Source organism: Kitasatospora sp. NPDC003701, from assembly GCF_053587085.1.
Genome location: NZ_JBSFNM010000014.1, coordinates 138,109 through 152,305, shown reverse-complemented (window position 1 = coordinate 152,305; position 14,197 = coordinate 138,109). Strand labels below are relative to the sequence as shown.

13 protein-coding genes are annotated in these 14,197 nt (G+C 73.4%); 7 read left to right on the top strand and 6 right to left on the bottom strand.

Annotation, left to right across the window (positions count from 1 at the left end):
* The first annotated feature begins 1 nt into the window (after position 1).
* Together ACWDRR_RS16180 and ACWDRR_RS16175 are read left to right on the top strand one after the other, a co-directional pair.
* Positions 2 to 895 (top strand): RNA polymerase sigma-70 factor, encoded by an 894-nt coding sequence (locus tag ACWDRR_RS16180; RefSeq protein ID WP_449772822.1) that lies wholly within the window; start codon positions 2 to 4, stop codon positions 893 to 895.
* Between the two features lie 48 nt (positions 896 to 943).
* Positions 944 to 1,747 (top strand): SDR family oxidoreductase, encoded by an 804-nt coding sequence (locus ACWDRR_RS16175; RefSeq protein ID WP_449772821.1) that lies wholly within the window; start codon positions 944 to 946, stop codon positions 1,745 to 1,747.
* A gap of 123 nt (positions 1,748 to 1,870) precedes the next feature.
* Here ACWDRR_RS16175 and ACWDRR_RS16170 read toward each other — a convergent pair whose 3' ends face one another.
* Complete coding sequence (locus tag ACWDRR_RS16170) at positions 1,871 to 2,515, bottom strand: dihydrofolate reductase family protein (protein ID WP_449772820.1); 645 nt, start codon at positions 2,513 to 2,515, stop codon at positions 1,871 to 1,873.
* 366 nt (positions 2,516 to 2,881) lie between these two features.
* A complete protein-coding gene (locus ACWDRR_RS16165; RefSeq protein ID WP_449772819.1) occupies positions 2,882 to 3,388 on the bottom strand; it encodes an ArsR/SmtB family transcription factor in 507 nt (168 codons plus the stop codon).
* A 57-nt stretch (positions 3,389 to 3,445) separates the two neighbouring features.
* Here ACWDRR_RS16165 and ACWDRR_RS16160 point away from each other — a divergent pair, with 57 nt between their 5' ends.
* Both ACWDRR_RS16160 and ACWDRR_RS16155 read left to right on the top strand, forming a co-directional pair.
* Entirely contained in the window at positions 3,446 to 4,357 is a 912-nt protein-coding gene (locus ACWDRR_RS16160; RefSeq protein WP_449772818.1) for a S41 family peptidase, read from the top strand.
* Positions 4,358 to 4,634: 277 nt separating this feature from the next.
* The gene (locus ACWDRR_RS16155) at positions 4,635 to 5,765 is read left to right on the top strand and encodes an FAD-dependent oxidoreductase (protein WP_449772817.1); all 1,131 of its coding nucleotides are present in this window, start codon (positions 4,635 to 4,637) and stop codon (positions 5,763 to 5,765) included.
* 171 nt (positions 5,766 to 5,936) lie between these two features.
* Here the strand turns inward: ACWDRR_RS16155 and ACWDRR_RS16150 are convergent, their stop codons facing one another.
* From ACWDRR_RS16150 to ACWDRR_RS16135, 4 genes are all read right to left on the bottom strand, one after another.
* Positions 5,937 to 6,692 carry a hypothetical protein gene (locus ACWDRR_RS16150; protein ID WP_449772816.1) on the bottom strand — a complete coding sequence of 252 codons (756 nt, stop codon included), beginning with the start codon at positions 6,690 to 6,692 and terminating at the stop codon, positions 5,937 to 5,939.
* 409 nt (positions 6,693 to 7,101) lie between these two features.
* Positions 7,102 to 7,692 carry a TetR/AcrR family transcriptional regulator gene (locus tag ACWDRR_RS16145; RefSeq protein WP_449772815.1) on the bottom strand — a complete coding sequence of 197 codons (591 nt, stop codon included), beginning with the start codon at positions 7,690 to 7,692 and terminating at the stop codon, positions 7,102 to 7,104.
* Positions 7,693 to 7,849: 157 nt separating this feature from the next.
* Positions 7,850 to 8,689 carry an NmrA family NAD(P)-binding protein gene (locus ACWDRR_RS16140; protein ID WP_449772814.1) on the bottom strand — a complete coding sequence of 280 codons (840 nt, stop codon included), beginning with the start codon at positions 8,687 to 8,689 and terminating at the stop codon, positions 7,850 to 7,852.
* Complete coding sequence (locus ACWDRR_RS16135) at positions 8,686 to 9,111, bottom strand: nuclear transport factor 2 family protein (RefSeq protein WP_449772813.1); 426 nt, start codon at positions 9,109 to 9,111, stop codon at positions 8,686 to 8,688. The genes ACWDRR_RS16140 and ACWDRR_RS16135 overlap by 4 nt, the downstream gene beginning before the upstream one ends.
* Positions 9,112 to 9,469: 358 nt before the next feature.
* Between ACWDRR_RS16135 and ACWDRR_RS16130 the strand changes: the two genes are divergently transcribed.
* The 3 genes from ACWDRR_RS16130 (at position 9,470) to ACWDRR_RS16120 (ending at position 13,979) form a co-directional block, all read left to right on the top strand.
* Complete coding sequence (locus ACWDRR_RS16130) at positions 9,470 to 10,210, top strand: hypothetical protein (protein ID WP_449772812.1); 741 nt, start codon at positions 9,470 to 9,472, stop codon at positions 10,208 to 10,210.
* A 340-nt stretch (positions 10,211 to 10,550) separates the two neighbouring features.
* Positions 10,551 to 11,330 (top strand): class I SAM-dependent methyltransferase, encoded by a 780-nt coding sequence (locus tag ACWDRR_RS16125; protein WP_449772811.1) that lies wholly within the window; start codon positions 10,551 to 10,553, stop codon positions 11,328 to 11,330.
* A 234-nt stretch (positions 11,331 to 11,564) separates the two neighbouring features.
* Positions 11,565 to 13,979 carry an ATP-binding protein gene (locus ACWDRR_RS16120; RefSeq protein WP_449772810.1) on the top strand — a complete coding sequence of 805 codons (2,415 nt, stop codon included), beginning with the start codon at positions 11,565 to 11,567 and terminating at the stop codon, positions 13,977 to 13,979.
* Positions 13,980 to 14,197 lie beyond the last annotated feature (218 nt).

Genomic DNA, 14,197 nt, shown 5'->3' with positions numbered 1-14,197 from the left:
AATGGACAAGGCACAGGAGTTCGAGGCGCATCGGCCCCGGCTGTTCTCGCTGGCGTACCGGATGCTCGGGTCGGCGACGGAGGCGGAGGACGCCGTGCAGGATGCCTACCTGCGGTGGCACGGGGCCGAGCCGCACCAGGTCGTGGCGCCGGCGCCGTGGCTGGCGAAGGTGCTCACCAATCTGTGTCTGAACCGGCTGACCTCGGCGCGGGTCCGGCGCGAGGAGTACGTCGGGCCGTGGCTGCCGGAGCCCGTGCTGACCGGCGGCGGGGCGCTCGGGCCCATGGAGACGGCCGAGCAGCGGGACGCGGTCTCGTTGGCGGTGCTGGTGATGATGGAGCGGCTGACGCCGCCCGAGCGGGCGGCCGTGGTGCTCCGCGACGCCTTCGAGTACAGCCATCGGGACATCGCGGGCGTGCTCGACTGCTCGGAGGCGAACGCGCGCCAGCTGTATCGCAGGGCCAAGCAGCATCTGACGGACGACCGGCCGAGGTTCGTCTCCGCGCAGAAGCCGGGCGGCGAACTGTTGGCCCGGTTCCTGCAGGCGGCGGCGGAGGGGGCGATGGCACAGTTGGAGGAACTGCTCGCCGACCAGGTGGTCGCGTGGTCGGACGGCGGCGGCAAGGCGGGTGCGGCGCGGCGGCCGGTCGTCGGACGGGAGCCGGTGGCACGGTTCCTGGCGGGCCTGTTCGCCCGCTGGGTGAGCGGGGTGCGGATCGAGATCGTCGAGGCGAACGGCGGTCCGGTGGTGCTCGGCTTCGAGGGCGGTGAGCTGACCTCGTTCGGTGCGTTGGAGGTCGGCGAGGCCGGGATCACCGGCGTCAGGCTCGTCCGGAACCCGGACAAACTGGCCTTTCTGGCGCATCAGTTGCCGAGGCTGTCACAGAACGCGTGAGTCGTCGGTTCTTCCTGGGTGACGGCAACACGAGAAGGGCTGTGGCTCATGAAGAACGACGCGATCATGGTGACCGGTGCGACGGGTGTGCTCGGCCGCGAGGTGCTGGACCGGGTGCGCCGCACCGGGCAGCCGGTACGGGCCCTCACCCGCCGGGCCGCGCTGCCGGACGACCCGGGGGTGGACTGGTTCACCGGTGACCTGGCGACCGGCGCCGGCCTGGCCGAGGCGTTCGCCGGGGTCCGCACGGTCATCCACTGCGCGAGCGACATCCGGCACTCCAAGAACGACATCCCGGCCTTGAAGCACCTGCTGGAGGCTTCGAGGCGCGCCGGGGTCGGGCATGTCGTCAACATCTCCATCGTCGGCGTCGACCGCATCCCGTACCCCTACTACCGGATCAAGCTGGCGGGTGAGCGACTGCTGGCGGCCTCGGGGATCGGCTGGACCAATCTGCGGGCCACCCAGTTCCCCGAACTGCTGAACACGGCGTTCGGGGTCCTGTCGAAGCTGCCGGTGGTCATCGTGCCGGCCGGTACCGATTGCCAGCCCGTGCACCCGGGCGATGTGGCGGAGCGGCTGGTCGAGCTGGCCGTGGGCGAGCCGGGCGAGGGAGGTCTCGCGGCCGGAGGCTGGGGGAGGGTGCCGGACTTCGCCGGCCCCAGGGTCTACCCGGCCGACCGGCTGGCCGAGGACTGGCTGCGAGCGGCGGGCAAGCGCCGGCGCGTCCTGCCGGTCCGCATCCCGGGGAAGACGGGGGCGGGCTTCCGTTCCGGCGCCCTGACCGCACCCGACCGGGCGGTGGGCCGGGGGACCTGGGAGGAGTACCTGGCCGAGCACGTCGCCCGTTGAAGTCGACGCGGCTGTTCGGCAACCCACGTGTGACCCCGGCGGGGGAGCCGGTGCGACCCGACGGCCGACCTCGGGGCAACCCCGGGAGGAACGACGGCCGGCCGGGGCTGCCCCGAGGGTCGGTCACTTCCGCCAGAACAGGTGGTGGGTCACGCCGCTCGGACTGGGCACGACGTCCAGGTGGAACCGGTCGAGCAGCTCATCGGGGGACTCCCAGAGTTGCAGACCGGACCCGAGCTTCAGCGGCGAGACCGCCACGTGCATGGTGTCGACCAGGTCGGCGTCGAGGAACTGCCGGATGGTGGTGACCCCGCCGCCGAGCCGGACGTCCTTGCCCTGCGCCGCCTCCCGCGCCTGTTCGAGGACCGTGGCCGGGTCGCCGTCGACGAAGTGGAACGTGGTGTCGGAGAGGGTGAACGACGGACGCTCGTGGTGGGTCATGACGAACACCGGGGTGCGGAACGGGGGTTCGTCCCCCCACCAGCCGCGCCACTCGTGGTCCTGCCAGGGCCCGCGCTGGGGACCGAACTTGTTGCGGCCCATGATCTCGGCCCCGATGTTGCGGGCGAAATCACGGGTGAGGTAGTCGTCCAGGCCCCGGCTCCCCCCGGGGTCGGTGCGCATGGGCCAGCTCGCCGTCGCACCGGCCCAGGAGAACAGCCTCTCGGGATGGTCGAAGCCGAACGGCCGTTCCAGGCTCTGGTCCTCGCCGGCGGCGATGCCGTCGCTCGATACGTTGAAGTTCTGGACTCTCACTAGTTGAGCCACGTGTTCCTCCACTGTTGTCGGACGACGAGGGTGAGACTCTCCGGGGCGGAGAGACTCATCGCTGCGTCGCTGGCCGGTCGGAAACCGGGCCGCCGGTGTGCTGATCCATGAGGTCTGCGGGGTTCGGGCCGGCCGCCGTGAGCGGACGTCCGCCCTGCGGAAGCCTCTCACTACCGGATCGATCATCGAAGAGGCTTTCACAGATGGCGGTCGGATTCCTGTAACGACGTCAGTTCGCGCTCCTGACACCGTGCTTGACGGGCCATCGGCCGACGGGATGCCCGCCCGGCGATGCGGTCCGGAGGGCGGGCTCCCGGCCGGACGGGGCCGAAGCGGCATCGACGGGTCCGGACGTTCCGGTGTGTCCTACGCCCCGGCCTGCTGGTAGAGCGTCACCAGGAGGCCATGCACCGGCTCGCCCTCCGCATCCTCCTCCGTCTCGTCGACCAGTGCGGCCAGCGCCTCGGCGAGCCGCGCCGCCTTGGCCGGGCCGAGTCGGAGGTGGCGCAGTGTCAGGAGCGGGTCGGCGGGTGAGCGGTCCAACTCCTGGGCGACGGCGCCGAGCAGCGCGGCCGTGCCCTCGGCCTGCGGTTCGGCGACGAGGAGTCGTTGGGCGGTCCGCCGGTAGTACTTCTCGGTGCCGCCGCGCACCCGTCGCGTTCCCGCGTCCTGGACCAGCCCTGCCTCGGACAGCACCCTGAGGTGGTGGGAGACGCTGCCCTTGTTCGCTCCCAGCTGGGCGGCGAGCCGGCTGATCGTCGACGGCCGGCCGCTCAGGGCGAAGAGCAGGCGCTGGCGCAGGGGGTGGGCGAGTGCGGCGTGCTGCTGAGGCGTGCTGATCCGCTGGACGCCCTCGTCTGGTTGGTGGGTCACCAGATCAAGCGTTAAGGACAGTTGACGCTTTGGCAAGCCACTGATCTACTCCCTCCCATGAATTCCACCACATCGCCACCCGCGTTGGACGCCCTCGCCGTCGTCGAGACGATCGCCGACCTGGTCCGCGAGAACTACGTCTTCCCCGATGAGGCCCGGCAACTGGCGGAGCTGCTGCGGCGCCGGAGTGCCGAGGGCTCCTACCGGTCCGAATCCGCCGAGGAGTTGGCCGACGCGGTCACCGCGGACCTGCGGTCCGTCAACGGCGACCTGCACCTGGCCCTCAAGCACCACGCCGTGCCGGTGCCGCCCGAGCAGGGCGCGGCGGTACTCGCCGCGATGCGGAGGGAATTCGACACCTCGCTGGGCGGTGTTCCGCGCGTGGAGCTCCTCGACGGCGGCGTCGCGGTCCTGGAGATCGGACCCAAGACGTTCCCGCTGGACTGGGCGGCGCAGCCGCTGGCCGCGGCGCTCTCCCTGGTGGCCCCCGCCCGCGCCCTCATCCTGGACCTGCGCCGCAACGCCGGTGGCGATCCGAACACCGTCGCCTTCATCTGCGGCTACCTGCTCGACGGCCGCACGCACCTCAACACCATGGTCTCGCGGCAGGGGGAGGTGGCCGCGCAGTCCTGGACGCCCCCGTTCGTACCGGGTGCCCGCTTCGGCGGCAGCAAGCCGCTCTACGTGCTGACGAGCGGAACCACCTTCTCCGCGGGCGAGGAGCTCGCCTACGACCTGCAGCAGCTCGGGCGCGCGGAGGTCGTCGGTGAGGCCACCCGGGGTGGCGCGCACCCGCGCGAGGGCTGGACGGTGCACCCGAACCTGGAGCTCAGCGTGCCCGTGGCCCGCGCGGTCAACCCGGTCTCGGGCACCAACTGGGAGGGCACCGGCGTCCGGCCCGATGTGCCGTGCGATGCCGAGGCGGCGCTCGACCGCGCGCTGGGCCTGGCCGTGGCGCGCCTGGCGTAGCCCTGCCTTCCGGTCAGGGTCGGCGCCCGCGCAGCAGGAACCCGAGCTCCGGGTCGTCAACCGGAGGGCCGCTCCTGCTTGTTCGCCTCGCGCCCGGGCTCCTCGGGACCTCCGGGACGGGCAGGGTCGGATTTCGCCGGAGCAGGGCTGATCTGCGGTGTCGGTCGGATGAAGGACGACTGCCGGTCGGGTGCCGGTCGTCTGTGGGTGGGGTCTGCGACCTTTTCGGAGACGGCCGGCCGGAGCCCACCGGACGGCTCGATCCCGAGGAGTCATCATGGACACCCACGTCACGATCATCGGCGCCGGACTCGGCGGACTCACGCTGGCCCGCGTCCTGCACGTCCACGGAATCCCGGTCACGGTCTACGAGGCCGAACCCTCGCCGTCGGCGCGCACGCAGGGCGGGATGCTCGACATCCACGACTACAACGGGCAACTCGCCGTCGAGGCCGCCGGTCTGATGAACGAGTTCCGTGCCATCGTCCTGGAAGGCCGCCAGGCGATGCGGGTCGTCGACCCGGACGGCACCCTCCTGTTCGACGAGGCCGACGACGGCACCGGTGGGCGCCCCGAGGTGCAGCGCGGCGACCTGCGACAGATCCTGCTCGACTCGCTGCCCGCCGGAACCGTCCGGTGGGGCCACAAGGTCACCGGCGCCCGCGCCCTCGGCGGGGGCCGCCACGAGGTGGCGTTCGCCGACGGCGCCACGATCGTCACGAGCCTGCTGGTCGGCGCGGACGGCGCGTGGTCACGGGTGCGGCCGCTGCTGTCCGGCCTCACGCCCGAGTACGCCGGCACGTCGTTCGTCGAGACCTACCTGTTCGACGCCGACACCCGCCACCCGGCCGCGGCGCGGGCGGTCGGGGGCGGGTCGATGATGGCGCCCTCGCCGGGCGCGGAGATCTTCGCCCACCGGGAGAGCGGCGACACCCTGCACACCTACGTGGTACTGACCAGGACACCGGACTGGTTCGCCGCGATCGACTTCACCGACCCCGCCGTGGCGACCGCGCGGATCGCGCAGGAGTTCGACGGGTGGGCGCCGGAACTCACCGCGCTGATCACCGACGGCGACACCGCGCCGGTCCTGCGCCCCCACTACACCCTGCCCACCGGGCACCGGTGGGACCGGGTCCCGGGGGTGACCCTGCTCGGCGACGCCGCCCATCTCGTGGCCCCGAACGGCGAAGGCGCCAATCTGGCCATGCTCGACGGCGCCGAACTCGGCAAGGCCCTCGCCGCGCACCCCGACGACGTCGAGGCCGCGCTCGCCGAGTACGAGCGGGCCATGTTCCCCCGCAGCGCCGAGTTCGCCGGCTTCGAGCGGCTGGAGGCCCACGGGACCGGCCCCGGCGGCACCACGGCCCGCGCCCTGAGCGACGTGATCACCGGCACGGACCACTGAGCCCCGATCCGTGCGGGGCGGGGGGCGGCGTCCCGACCGGCTGCGCGCACACCGACGCGCCCGACCGGCAGTTGCCGCTCCCCGCCCTGCCCGCGCCACCCTCCTGAGAACCACGTGCGCTCGGGGCCCTCGGCCGTCGTCCCGGGCGGCCCGGTGCCGTGGCGGCCCGTGCTACTTCGGTCGGCGGCCCGTCAGCTGCTGCCACTGGTCACGCGCCGCGTCCAGCTCACCGCGTGCCCGTGGAACGCGCGGATCCGACTTCTGCCGGGCCACCACCTCGGTCAGCCGGAGCCGGGCCTGCTCCTGGGCGGCGGTGTCGGCGATCGCGTCGCGCAGCTCGGCCTCGGCCTGCGGTACGAGCGCCTGACGCTCGGCCTTGGACACCTTGGCGTCGGCGGCGGCGTTGAACACCTCCACGACGAAGGTCCGAACCTCGGCCTCGGGCGTCTCCTCCAGGGACACCGTCACCATCTGCTGGCGGCCGCTCGGGAGCGCCACGTAGATCCGGCCGGCCTCGCGCGCGTACTCGTCGCGGAGCGAGACCTCGTGCAGCGGGTGCTCGACGGTGCTGCCGTCCGCCGTCACCTCCAGCGCGTTGTCGTACAGCCGCAGGCTGTCCCCGAGCGAGGAGCGCAGGGTGCCCCGGCCGGGGGACTGGAGCCCGGCCAGGTGCGCCCGAGCCCGGCCGACCCGGTTCTGGTGCGCACGCTCGACCGCTTTGACGTCGGAGCGGGCCGCGGCGCGCTCGCGGCGGGCCTCGTGCTGCAGGGTGCGAAGCCTGCCGCGGGCGGCATCCAGGTCACGGCGCTGCTCCGCGTACTCCGCGCCGAAGGCGTACCGCCATCCTCCGGGGTAGCGCAGCATCAGCCAGAGCGCCGTACCGGCGACCGCCAGCACGACCACCAGAATCCAGCCCGCAGGTCCCATCGATCCCTCCCCGGTCCCGTCGGCCTGCATCGGCTCGGGCAGGCTCAGACCGAGCCGATCGTACGGACGGCGACCGGCGTGCGGGAGGGAATCCGGAATCCCCGTGCCCGCCCGCTCCGGTCGGCCCCGGGTCGAGGGGACCTGTACGGCGCGCAGCTCGTGCGGGGTCGCCGGCCGGGCTCTGATGGTCGGGCCGGGTCGGCAGCCCGCGACGTTCACTGCGGGCCCCCGGCGTGCGCTGGTTCGGGTGCGCTTGACATTCGCCGGAACCCGCCCCCTGCGGCCCCGGCCCTCCGGCATGCTCGGCCGGACGATATCGGGACCCCGTGCGATCGGGCCCACCTCGCCCTCCGTCCGGCATGGAGATCCACCGGAAGCCGACCGAGTAGGGGCGATCAGCGGCCGAGCCTCAGCCGGATCTGGTCCCGAGGACGTTGTCGAGGTGGGCCGCGAGCGCCGCCTGCAGGTCCTCGGGCGTCATCCTCCGGTCGTCGATCAGGTGCGCCACGAGATCGGCGCGGATGGCGGCCAGCAGGGCGTGCGCGGTGAAGTCCGCGGCGTGGATGCCGGGCACCTGCTCCAGTGCCGCCCGAAGGATGTCGTGCCACCAGCCGTAGTGCTCCGCCTGGTAGGGGCTGTTGAGGCCGGCCTCCTCCGCGGCCGACATCAGGTGCCGGTTCTCGATCTTGAACCGCAGTGAGGCGTCGAGCAGGTCGAGCACCCGCTGCCGCGGATCGGACCCGACCGCGTCCTGGGCCTCCCGCACCGTGTGCTGCAGCGGTTCCAGACGGGAGGCGATCACGGCGCCGATCAGGCCGGCCCGGTCGCCGAAGCGGCGGAAGAGTGTCCCCTTGCCCACGCCCGCGGCCGCGGCGATGTCGTCCATCGACACGCTGTGGGGGCTGCCGCTGGTGGCGAAGAGCGCGTCGGCGGCCGCCAGCACGGCCTCCCGGTTGCGCTGGGCGTCGGCGCGCTCCGTGCGCTCTGCCCGCTGGGCCACGGGGTCCTCCCTCTCATCGGTCCGTCCGGGGCGTCCGGAACGGTTCATGCTATCCGGCGGCTTCGCGGCCGCCGGATCGGAGCGTGCCCGGGGGTGCCCGCCTCGGCCTCCGATCCGGTCCGCCGGTCCGTCGGTCCGTCGCGGTGAACCGGATGACTCACGCCAACTCGCGTTCGGCGAAGGCCCGGAGCGTGCCCGGCGGGCGGCCGGTGAGGCGCTGGACGGTGTCCGTGGTGCGGTCCTCCGCGCCGTCGGCGATGGCGCGGTCCAGGCCGGCGAGCATGGTGGCGAACTCCAGCGGTATCTCGGCCGCCCAGCGGTCGCGCAACTGCTCGAACGTCAGCTGCCGGTGCTCCACGGGCCGGCCGGTGACCTCGGTGAGGATCGCGGCGACGTCGCCGTAGCTCAGTGCCTGCGGCCCGGTGAGGACCAGATCGGTGTTGGGGGTCCGCTCGTCGACCAGGGCGCGCACGGCCACTGCGGCGATGTCCCCGGCGTCGACGAACCCCACCCGGCCTTCGCCCGAGGCCGTCAGGAGGGCACCGGCCTCGCGGATGCTGCGCGCATGGGGGGTGGAGCCGGTGAAGTTCTGCATGAACCAGGAGGGCCGGAGCACCGCCCACTGGTCGAACAGGCCGGGCAGGGCCTGGTGGACCTGACCCACCGCCGGCCCGCCGGCCGGGATCGCGGAGGAGCTGAGCAGCACCGCACGGTCCACGCCCGCCGCGCGGGCCCGGCGGAGGAAGGGCAGCATGGCCGTCGCCGGGTCGGAGGAGCCGATCGGCGGGACGAGGTAGACCCGGTCGACGCCCACGACGGCCTCGTCCCAGGTCGCGGGCTCGTCCCAGTCGAAGCGGACGGCCGGTGCCCCCGCGACCGGAGTGGCGCTTCGGCCGGCGGCCTTGACGCGGCGGCCCTCGGCGATCAGGCCGGCGGTGACCCGTCGGCCGGTGGTGCCGGTGGCACCGATGACCAGGGTGGTGCCGGGGGTGTTCATCGGTTCGCTCCTGCGAAGTCGGTGCCGGCCTGCTGGACGGCGAGCGGGTTCCAGTAGTCGCGGTAGGAGGTGATCAGACCCTTCTCGACGGTGACCACGGCGATGTAGGTCATGTCGAAGGGGCTGTCCGTCTCCACCAGCCGGCCGACCCCGCGCATCTCCACCACGATCGTGGCGGCGGCGGTGGTCTGGTGGATCGTCACCTCGGGGAAGTCGTGGAGGTCGATGTGGTCGGGGTAGTGGCGCATGTAGTCCCCGACCGCGGTCCTGCCCTCCAGCCGCTTGGGCCATCCCTCGGGCGCGAAGGGGAATTCGAGGACGCCGCCCTCGTCCCACAGGTCCACCCAGGCGGGGATGTCCTTCGCCAGCAGCAGGCGCAGCCCGTGGCGGTACAGCTCCGCGGGCGTCATCGGCTCGGTCATGGTCAAGGCTTCCGTTCTGTTCGAAGGCGCGGTGCTCCCGGCCGGTCGGGCCCGTGCCGCAGAGAACGGGACGGGACGGCCGGGGCGTAAACGGACTAGCGGTCCGTATGGCTTCGAACATACGGACCGACGGTCCGGTTGGCAAGCGGCCGGTGTCCCGGTTCGATCACTGGACGTGTTCGGCGACGTCCGAGGCTCACGGCGGCAGGCGGGGAGGGGTCGGGCGGTAGGGGCTCGGGGGTGGCCCGCCCGGGTCGACGGGTCCTTGCTCGGCTGCCCGTTGTGGAGCCTGGCCACCTCGGGCCCGCTGTGGCTAGGCTGCGTCCGGTCCGTTCACCGGGACCGCAGAGGGGGTCAGGTGTTTCGCCGTTGGTGGTTCCTGAGTCTGGTCCGGCCCGAGGAGCAGGGCCCGCGCCCGCCGGGCCGTCGGGAGGCGAAGCAGGCCCGGGAGATCGTGCTGCGCGAGTGGCAGGTGCTCCGCGACCGCTTGGCGGAGATCGCCGCCGAACGGGTCACGGCGGCCGGTGACGTCCTGCGGGCGGCCGAGTTGCAACTCCCGCCGGAGGAGATCGGTGCCCGCCGGAACTACCTCTGGGCGCTGGAGGCGTACGACGCGGCCGGGCGGCTGCTGGACGAGGCCGTCGACCTGCCGGACCTGGCCGCCGCCGTGGTCCTCGCCGAACAGGCGGTCGAGCGGCTGGCCGCCGCGCACACCGCGCATGCGGGCGGGCGGCCCCGCCCGTTCGCGGTCCGCTGCTTCTACAACCCGCTGCACGGCGACGCCGTCCGCCCGCCGAAGTCGGCCGAGGCCGGCCGCAAGGCCCGCCGTCGCCCCACCGTCGGCGCCCGGGAGGCGGCTGCCGAGCGGCGGCCGGCCTGCGCGGCCTGCCGCAACGCGATCCTGGCGGGGCAGAGTCCGGACGTGCTGCCCGCCCTGCTGCCGGCCGGCGCCCGGCGCCGGGGTGGCGGTCCGGTGCTGGTGCCGTACTACGCCGTCCCGCAACAGTGGTCGCCGTGGTCGGCCACCGCCTGCGGCGCCTACGACGACGGGACCCCTGTCCTGGTGCTGCGCGGCGGTCACCGTCGACCGCGCCCCTGACCGGGGCGGGTACGGAGCCCGCTGCCGGGCGTGGACCTGGTTGCCGGGGTGGAGGGACGGGATGCGGGTGCCGCCGCCGTCCCCGTGCGCCCTAGGAGCCGAAAGGCCGGGTCGGGGCGGGCCGTCGCGTGAGCCAGCTGCCGGGCGGTGCTCGCCGCGCACCATGTCGCGGCGGTGCTGCGCAAGGTGAGGACGACCAGGGCGGCGCTGCGCGGCGACGACACCCGAGGTCGGGCGCGTGGCGACGCGCGGCTTCCGCGGACGTGAGTGCACCGGGCCGCCCGGGGCCCGCGCGAAATGACCGGGCGCCGATGGCACGCCCCGTGTCAGGATGCTCGGCATGTCTGGTCGCGCGCTGAGCTTCGGAGTGAGGGCGGAAGCATACGAACGGTTCCGGCCGGGGTATCCCGCAGAGCTTTTCGACCTGGTGACGGCGTACGCGGGCCGTCCGGTCCGAACCGCTCTGGAGATCGGTGCCGGGACGGGCAAGGCAACCCGTCTGTTCGCTCGACGGGGGGTCGCGGTCGCCGCGACCGAGCCCGACGCAGCCATGCTCGCCGAGCTGCGCAAGCACGTGCCGGCGAACGTCACGGCGGTGCAGGCCGCGTTCGAGGACGTGCGGCCGGGGGAGCGGTACGGGCTGGTCTATGCGGCGGCGGCGCTGCACTGGACGAACCCGGAGGGCCGGTGGCCGCGCGTGGCCGCCCTGCTGGAGCCCGGTGGTGTGTTCGCCTGCTTCGGCGGGCCGGTCCAGCTGGCCGACCCGGCGGTGAGGGAGGCCGTGCGGGCGGCGCGGGCGCCGTTCCTGGAGAGCGACGAGGTCCCGTCCCCGGACGGGACGCCTCCGGAGCAGGAGATGCAGTGGCCGGGCACGGAGCTGCAACGGTCCGAGGAGTTCACCGATGTTCAACAGGCTGTTTTGGTAAGGCAGTTGACGATGAGTGCCGGCGACTTCGTCGGCCATCTCTCGACCGTCTCGGCCTATCTCGTCCTGCCGGCCGCGGAGCGGGAGGAGGTGTTCGGCCGGATCCTGCGGGTCCTGCCCGACACGGTCGCGGTGGACGCCGACATCACCGTCCATCTCGCGCGTCGGCGTTACGAGCAGAACCACCCCCTCTGATCGCGCCCAGGAGGGACCGCAGGCCGTCCACCCCGGCGCCGGACCCCCGCCGCCGGACTTCCGGGATCGCGGCACGGGAGCAACGGCCGGAGAGGTCCTGACCCACCTCGTCGCCGCGCTCGTCGACCCGCAGCTGCCCCGGTGTCCTCCCGGGGGAGGGCACCGGGACGCCTGGGCACCTGGAGACTCCCACGGCGAGCGCGCGGACGCCGGGGCTGGACTAGGCTCGCTGGTATGGGCGCCTTGACGGACGGCGGGTTCCCCGCCGACGTGACGAGCCTGGTGGGGCGCCGTTCGGAGCTCGCCGAGCTGAAGCGCGTGCTGGCCGACTCACGTCTGGTGACACTGACCGGCACCGGCGGCGTGGGCAAGACGCGCCTGGCGCTACAGGTCTCCCGCGAGGTGCGGCGGGCCTTCCACGACGGGGCGGTCTGGGTACCGCTGGCGGAGGTCGGCGAACCGGACCAGGTCGGTCAGACCGTGATCAACACCATGGGCCTGCGCACGGTGGGGCCCGACACCACCACGTTGCTGACCGACTACCTGCGGGACAAGCGCCTGCTGCTGGTGCTGGACAACTGCGAGCACCTGGTCGAGGTGTGCGCACAGCTGGCCGCCGACCTGCTGGCGGCCTGCCCCGGTGTCCGGGTGCTGGTGACCAGCCGCGAGGTGCTCGACATCGCGGGCGAGCGCGTCTTCGCCGTCGCACCACTGCCCGTGCCCGTCCCCGAGGAGCACCCCGGCGGGACCTGCGCGGACTCCGTGGTCCTGTTCGCCGACCGGGCGGCGGCCGCCGCTCCCGGCTTCACCGTCACACCCGAGAACGCGGAGGCCGTCGCCGCCCTGTGCCGGCACCTCGACGGCCTGCCACTGGCCATCGAACTCGCCGCCGTCCGCGTCCGCGCCCTGTCCGTCGAAGAGCTCCTCAAACGGCAGAGCGAGCACTACCAACTCCTCACCCGCCGCCAACGCCGCGGCGCCTCCCGCCACCACTCGCTGCGCGCCACCGTCGACTGGAGCTTCGAACTCTGCTCGGCCGAGGAACGGCTCCTGTGGGCACGCCTCTCGGTCTTCGCCGGCGGCTGTGACCTCGCCGCCGCCCAAAGCGTCTGCACCGATGGGGACCTCACCCGCGAGGCCGTGCTCGACACCCTCACCGGCCTGGTCGACAAGTCCGTCCTCACCCACGAGGACGACCACGGACGGACGCGCTACCGGATGCTCGAAACCCTCCGCCAGTACGGCCGCGAACAGCTGCGCCGCGCCGGTGAGGAGGACGCCCTGCGCCGCCGCCACCGCGATCACTACCTGCGGCTGGCCGAACACGTCGAGGAGCGGTGGTTCGGCCCCGGGCAGGTCGCCCTGTTCGCCGCCACCCGCGCGGAGCACGCCAACCTGCGCGCCGCCCTGGAGTACGGCCTCACCGAACCCGGCGAGGCGCGGGCCGCCCTGCACATGGCCGCCGCCCTGTGGAGCTACTGGACCGTGGCGGGCTTACCCGGAGAGGGCATGCTCTGGCTCGACCGGGCCCTGGCCGCCTGCCCGGAGCCCGGCCCGCAGCGGGCCGACGGCCTCTGGGCCGCCGGCGTGCTCAAGATCTACGACGGAAACCCGAGCGCGAGGACGGCGCACGAGGCCATCGGCATGCTGGACGACTCCCGCCGGCTCTCCGCCGACCTGGACGATCCGGCGCGCCTCGCCCACGCCACCTACCTGTCGGGGTACGCCCGGCTCTTCGGCGACGATCCGGCCCAGGGTTTCCAGCTCCTCGCCGAGGGCAGCGCACTGGAGCACGCCCTGGGCGAGGCCAACCCGTACCTGCGCCACGCCCAGCTCCTGCTCACCGCCGCGGCGACCCTGGGAAACCTCGCGGACGTGGTCCGCACCGTCGGCGGGGACTGCCTCACCGCCTGCCGCGACCACGGGGACCAGTGGATCCAGTCGTGGCTGCTCTACGCGCTGGGGCTCTTCGCGCTGCTCCAGGGGCCCGACGGGGACGCCGAAGCCCAGCTCAAGGACGCCGTCCGGCTCAAGCACCCGTTCCGCGACCTGCTGGGCCTCGGTTGCACGACGGATCTCCTCGCCTGGTGCGCGGTGACATCCGGCGACCACGAACGCGGCGCGCGCCTGTTCGGAGCCAGCACGGTGTTCCTGCGGCCGCTCGGACTCGGCCTCGACAGCTACATCGACGTCGACAACCTGCCCTGGAGGACCGAGTGGACCGACGACCTCGGTCGGGACGACCTCCTCCGGGCCGCGAAGGAGGCCCTGGGCGAGCCGGACTTCCTCCTCGACTTCCGGAGCGGTGAGCAGCTCTCCCCGGACGAGGCCGTCGCCTACGCCCTCGGTGAGCCCCGGCCCGCGCCGCCGACCACCACCGAGCCGGACCGGCCGGAATCACGGCTCACCCCGAGGGAGGTGCAGATCGCCGGCCTGCTGGCCGAGGGACTGTCCAACAAGGAGATCGCCGACCGCCTGGTGATCTCCCAGCGCACCGCCGAAACCCATGTCGCCAACATCCTCGCCAAACTCGGCTGCACCTCCCGCACCCAGGCCGCCGTCCTGATCACCGAGCAGAACCTCGCCGCCGCCGACCCCCGGTCGGCGCGGCCCGCGGAACCGGACCAGGACCACCCACCGCACGCGTAGCACCGGGTCGCCGCGACCTGCGCGGTGTCCCGGGCGAGGCGCTCCGGCCGGGGCAGCCGGCCGCCGCACCGGTGTCCGCCGCCCGGGCACACGAACGGCTCGGGCCGGCCGTGCCGCTGTGCGAGGCCTTCCGGCGCGAGTCGGAACCGGTCCGCCCGGGCGGGCAGCTCCACGGGCAGCAACGCCTACCCGCCCCCGCATCGCCGCGACTCGGGTAG

What these genes read in the sequence shown, in the direction of transcription:
- ACWDRR_RS16120 (WP_449772810.1), top strand. Translation starts at nt 11,565, where the DNA reads ATGGGCGCCTTGACGGACGGCGGGTTCCCCGCCGACGTGACGAGCCTG.
- ACWDRR_RS16175 (WP_449772821.1), top strand. Translation starts at nt 944, where the DNA reads ATGAAGAACGACGCGATCATGGTGACCGGTGCGACGGGTGTGCTCGGC.
- ACWDRR_RS16140 (WP_449772814.1), bottom strand. Translation starts at nt 8,689, where the DNA reads ATGAACACCCCCGGCACCACCCTGGTCATCGGTGCCACCGGCACCACC.
- ACWDRR_RS16180 (WP_449772822.1), top strand. Translation starts at nt 2, where the DNA reads ATGGACAAGGCACAGGAGTTCGAGGCGCATCGGCCCCGGCTGTTCTCG.
- ACWDRR_RS16150 (WP_449772816.1), bottom strand. Translation starts at nt 6,692, where the DNA reads ATGGGACCTGCGGGCTGGATTCTGGTGGTCGTGCTGGCGGTCGCCGGT.
- ACWDRR_RS16155 (WP_449772817.1), top strand. Translation starts at nt 4,635, where the DNA reads ATGGACACCCACGTCACGATCATCGGCGCCGGACTCGGCGGACTCACG.
- ACWDRR_RS16160 (WP_449772818.1), top strand. Translation starts at nt 3,446, where the DNA reads ATGAATTCCACCACATCGCCACCCGCGTTGGACGCCCTCGCCGTCGTC.
- ACWDRR_RS16125 (WP_449772811.1), top strand. Translation starts at nt 10,551, where the DNA reads ATGTCTGGTCGCGCGCTGAGCTTCGGAGTGAGGGCGGAAGCATACGAA.
- ACWDRR_RS16135 (WP_449772813.1), bottom strand. Translation starts at nt 9,111, where the DNA reads ATGACCGAGCCGATGACGCCCGCGGAGCTGTACCGCCACGGGCTGCGC.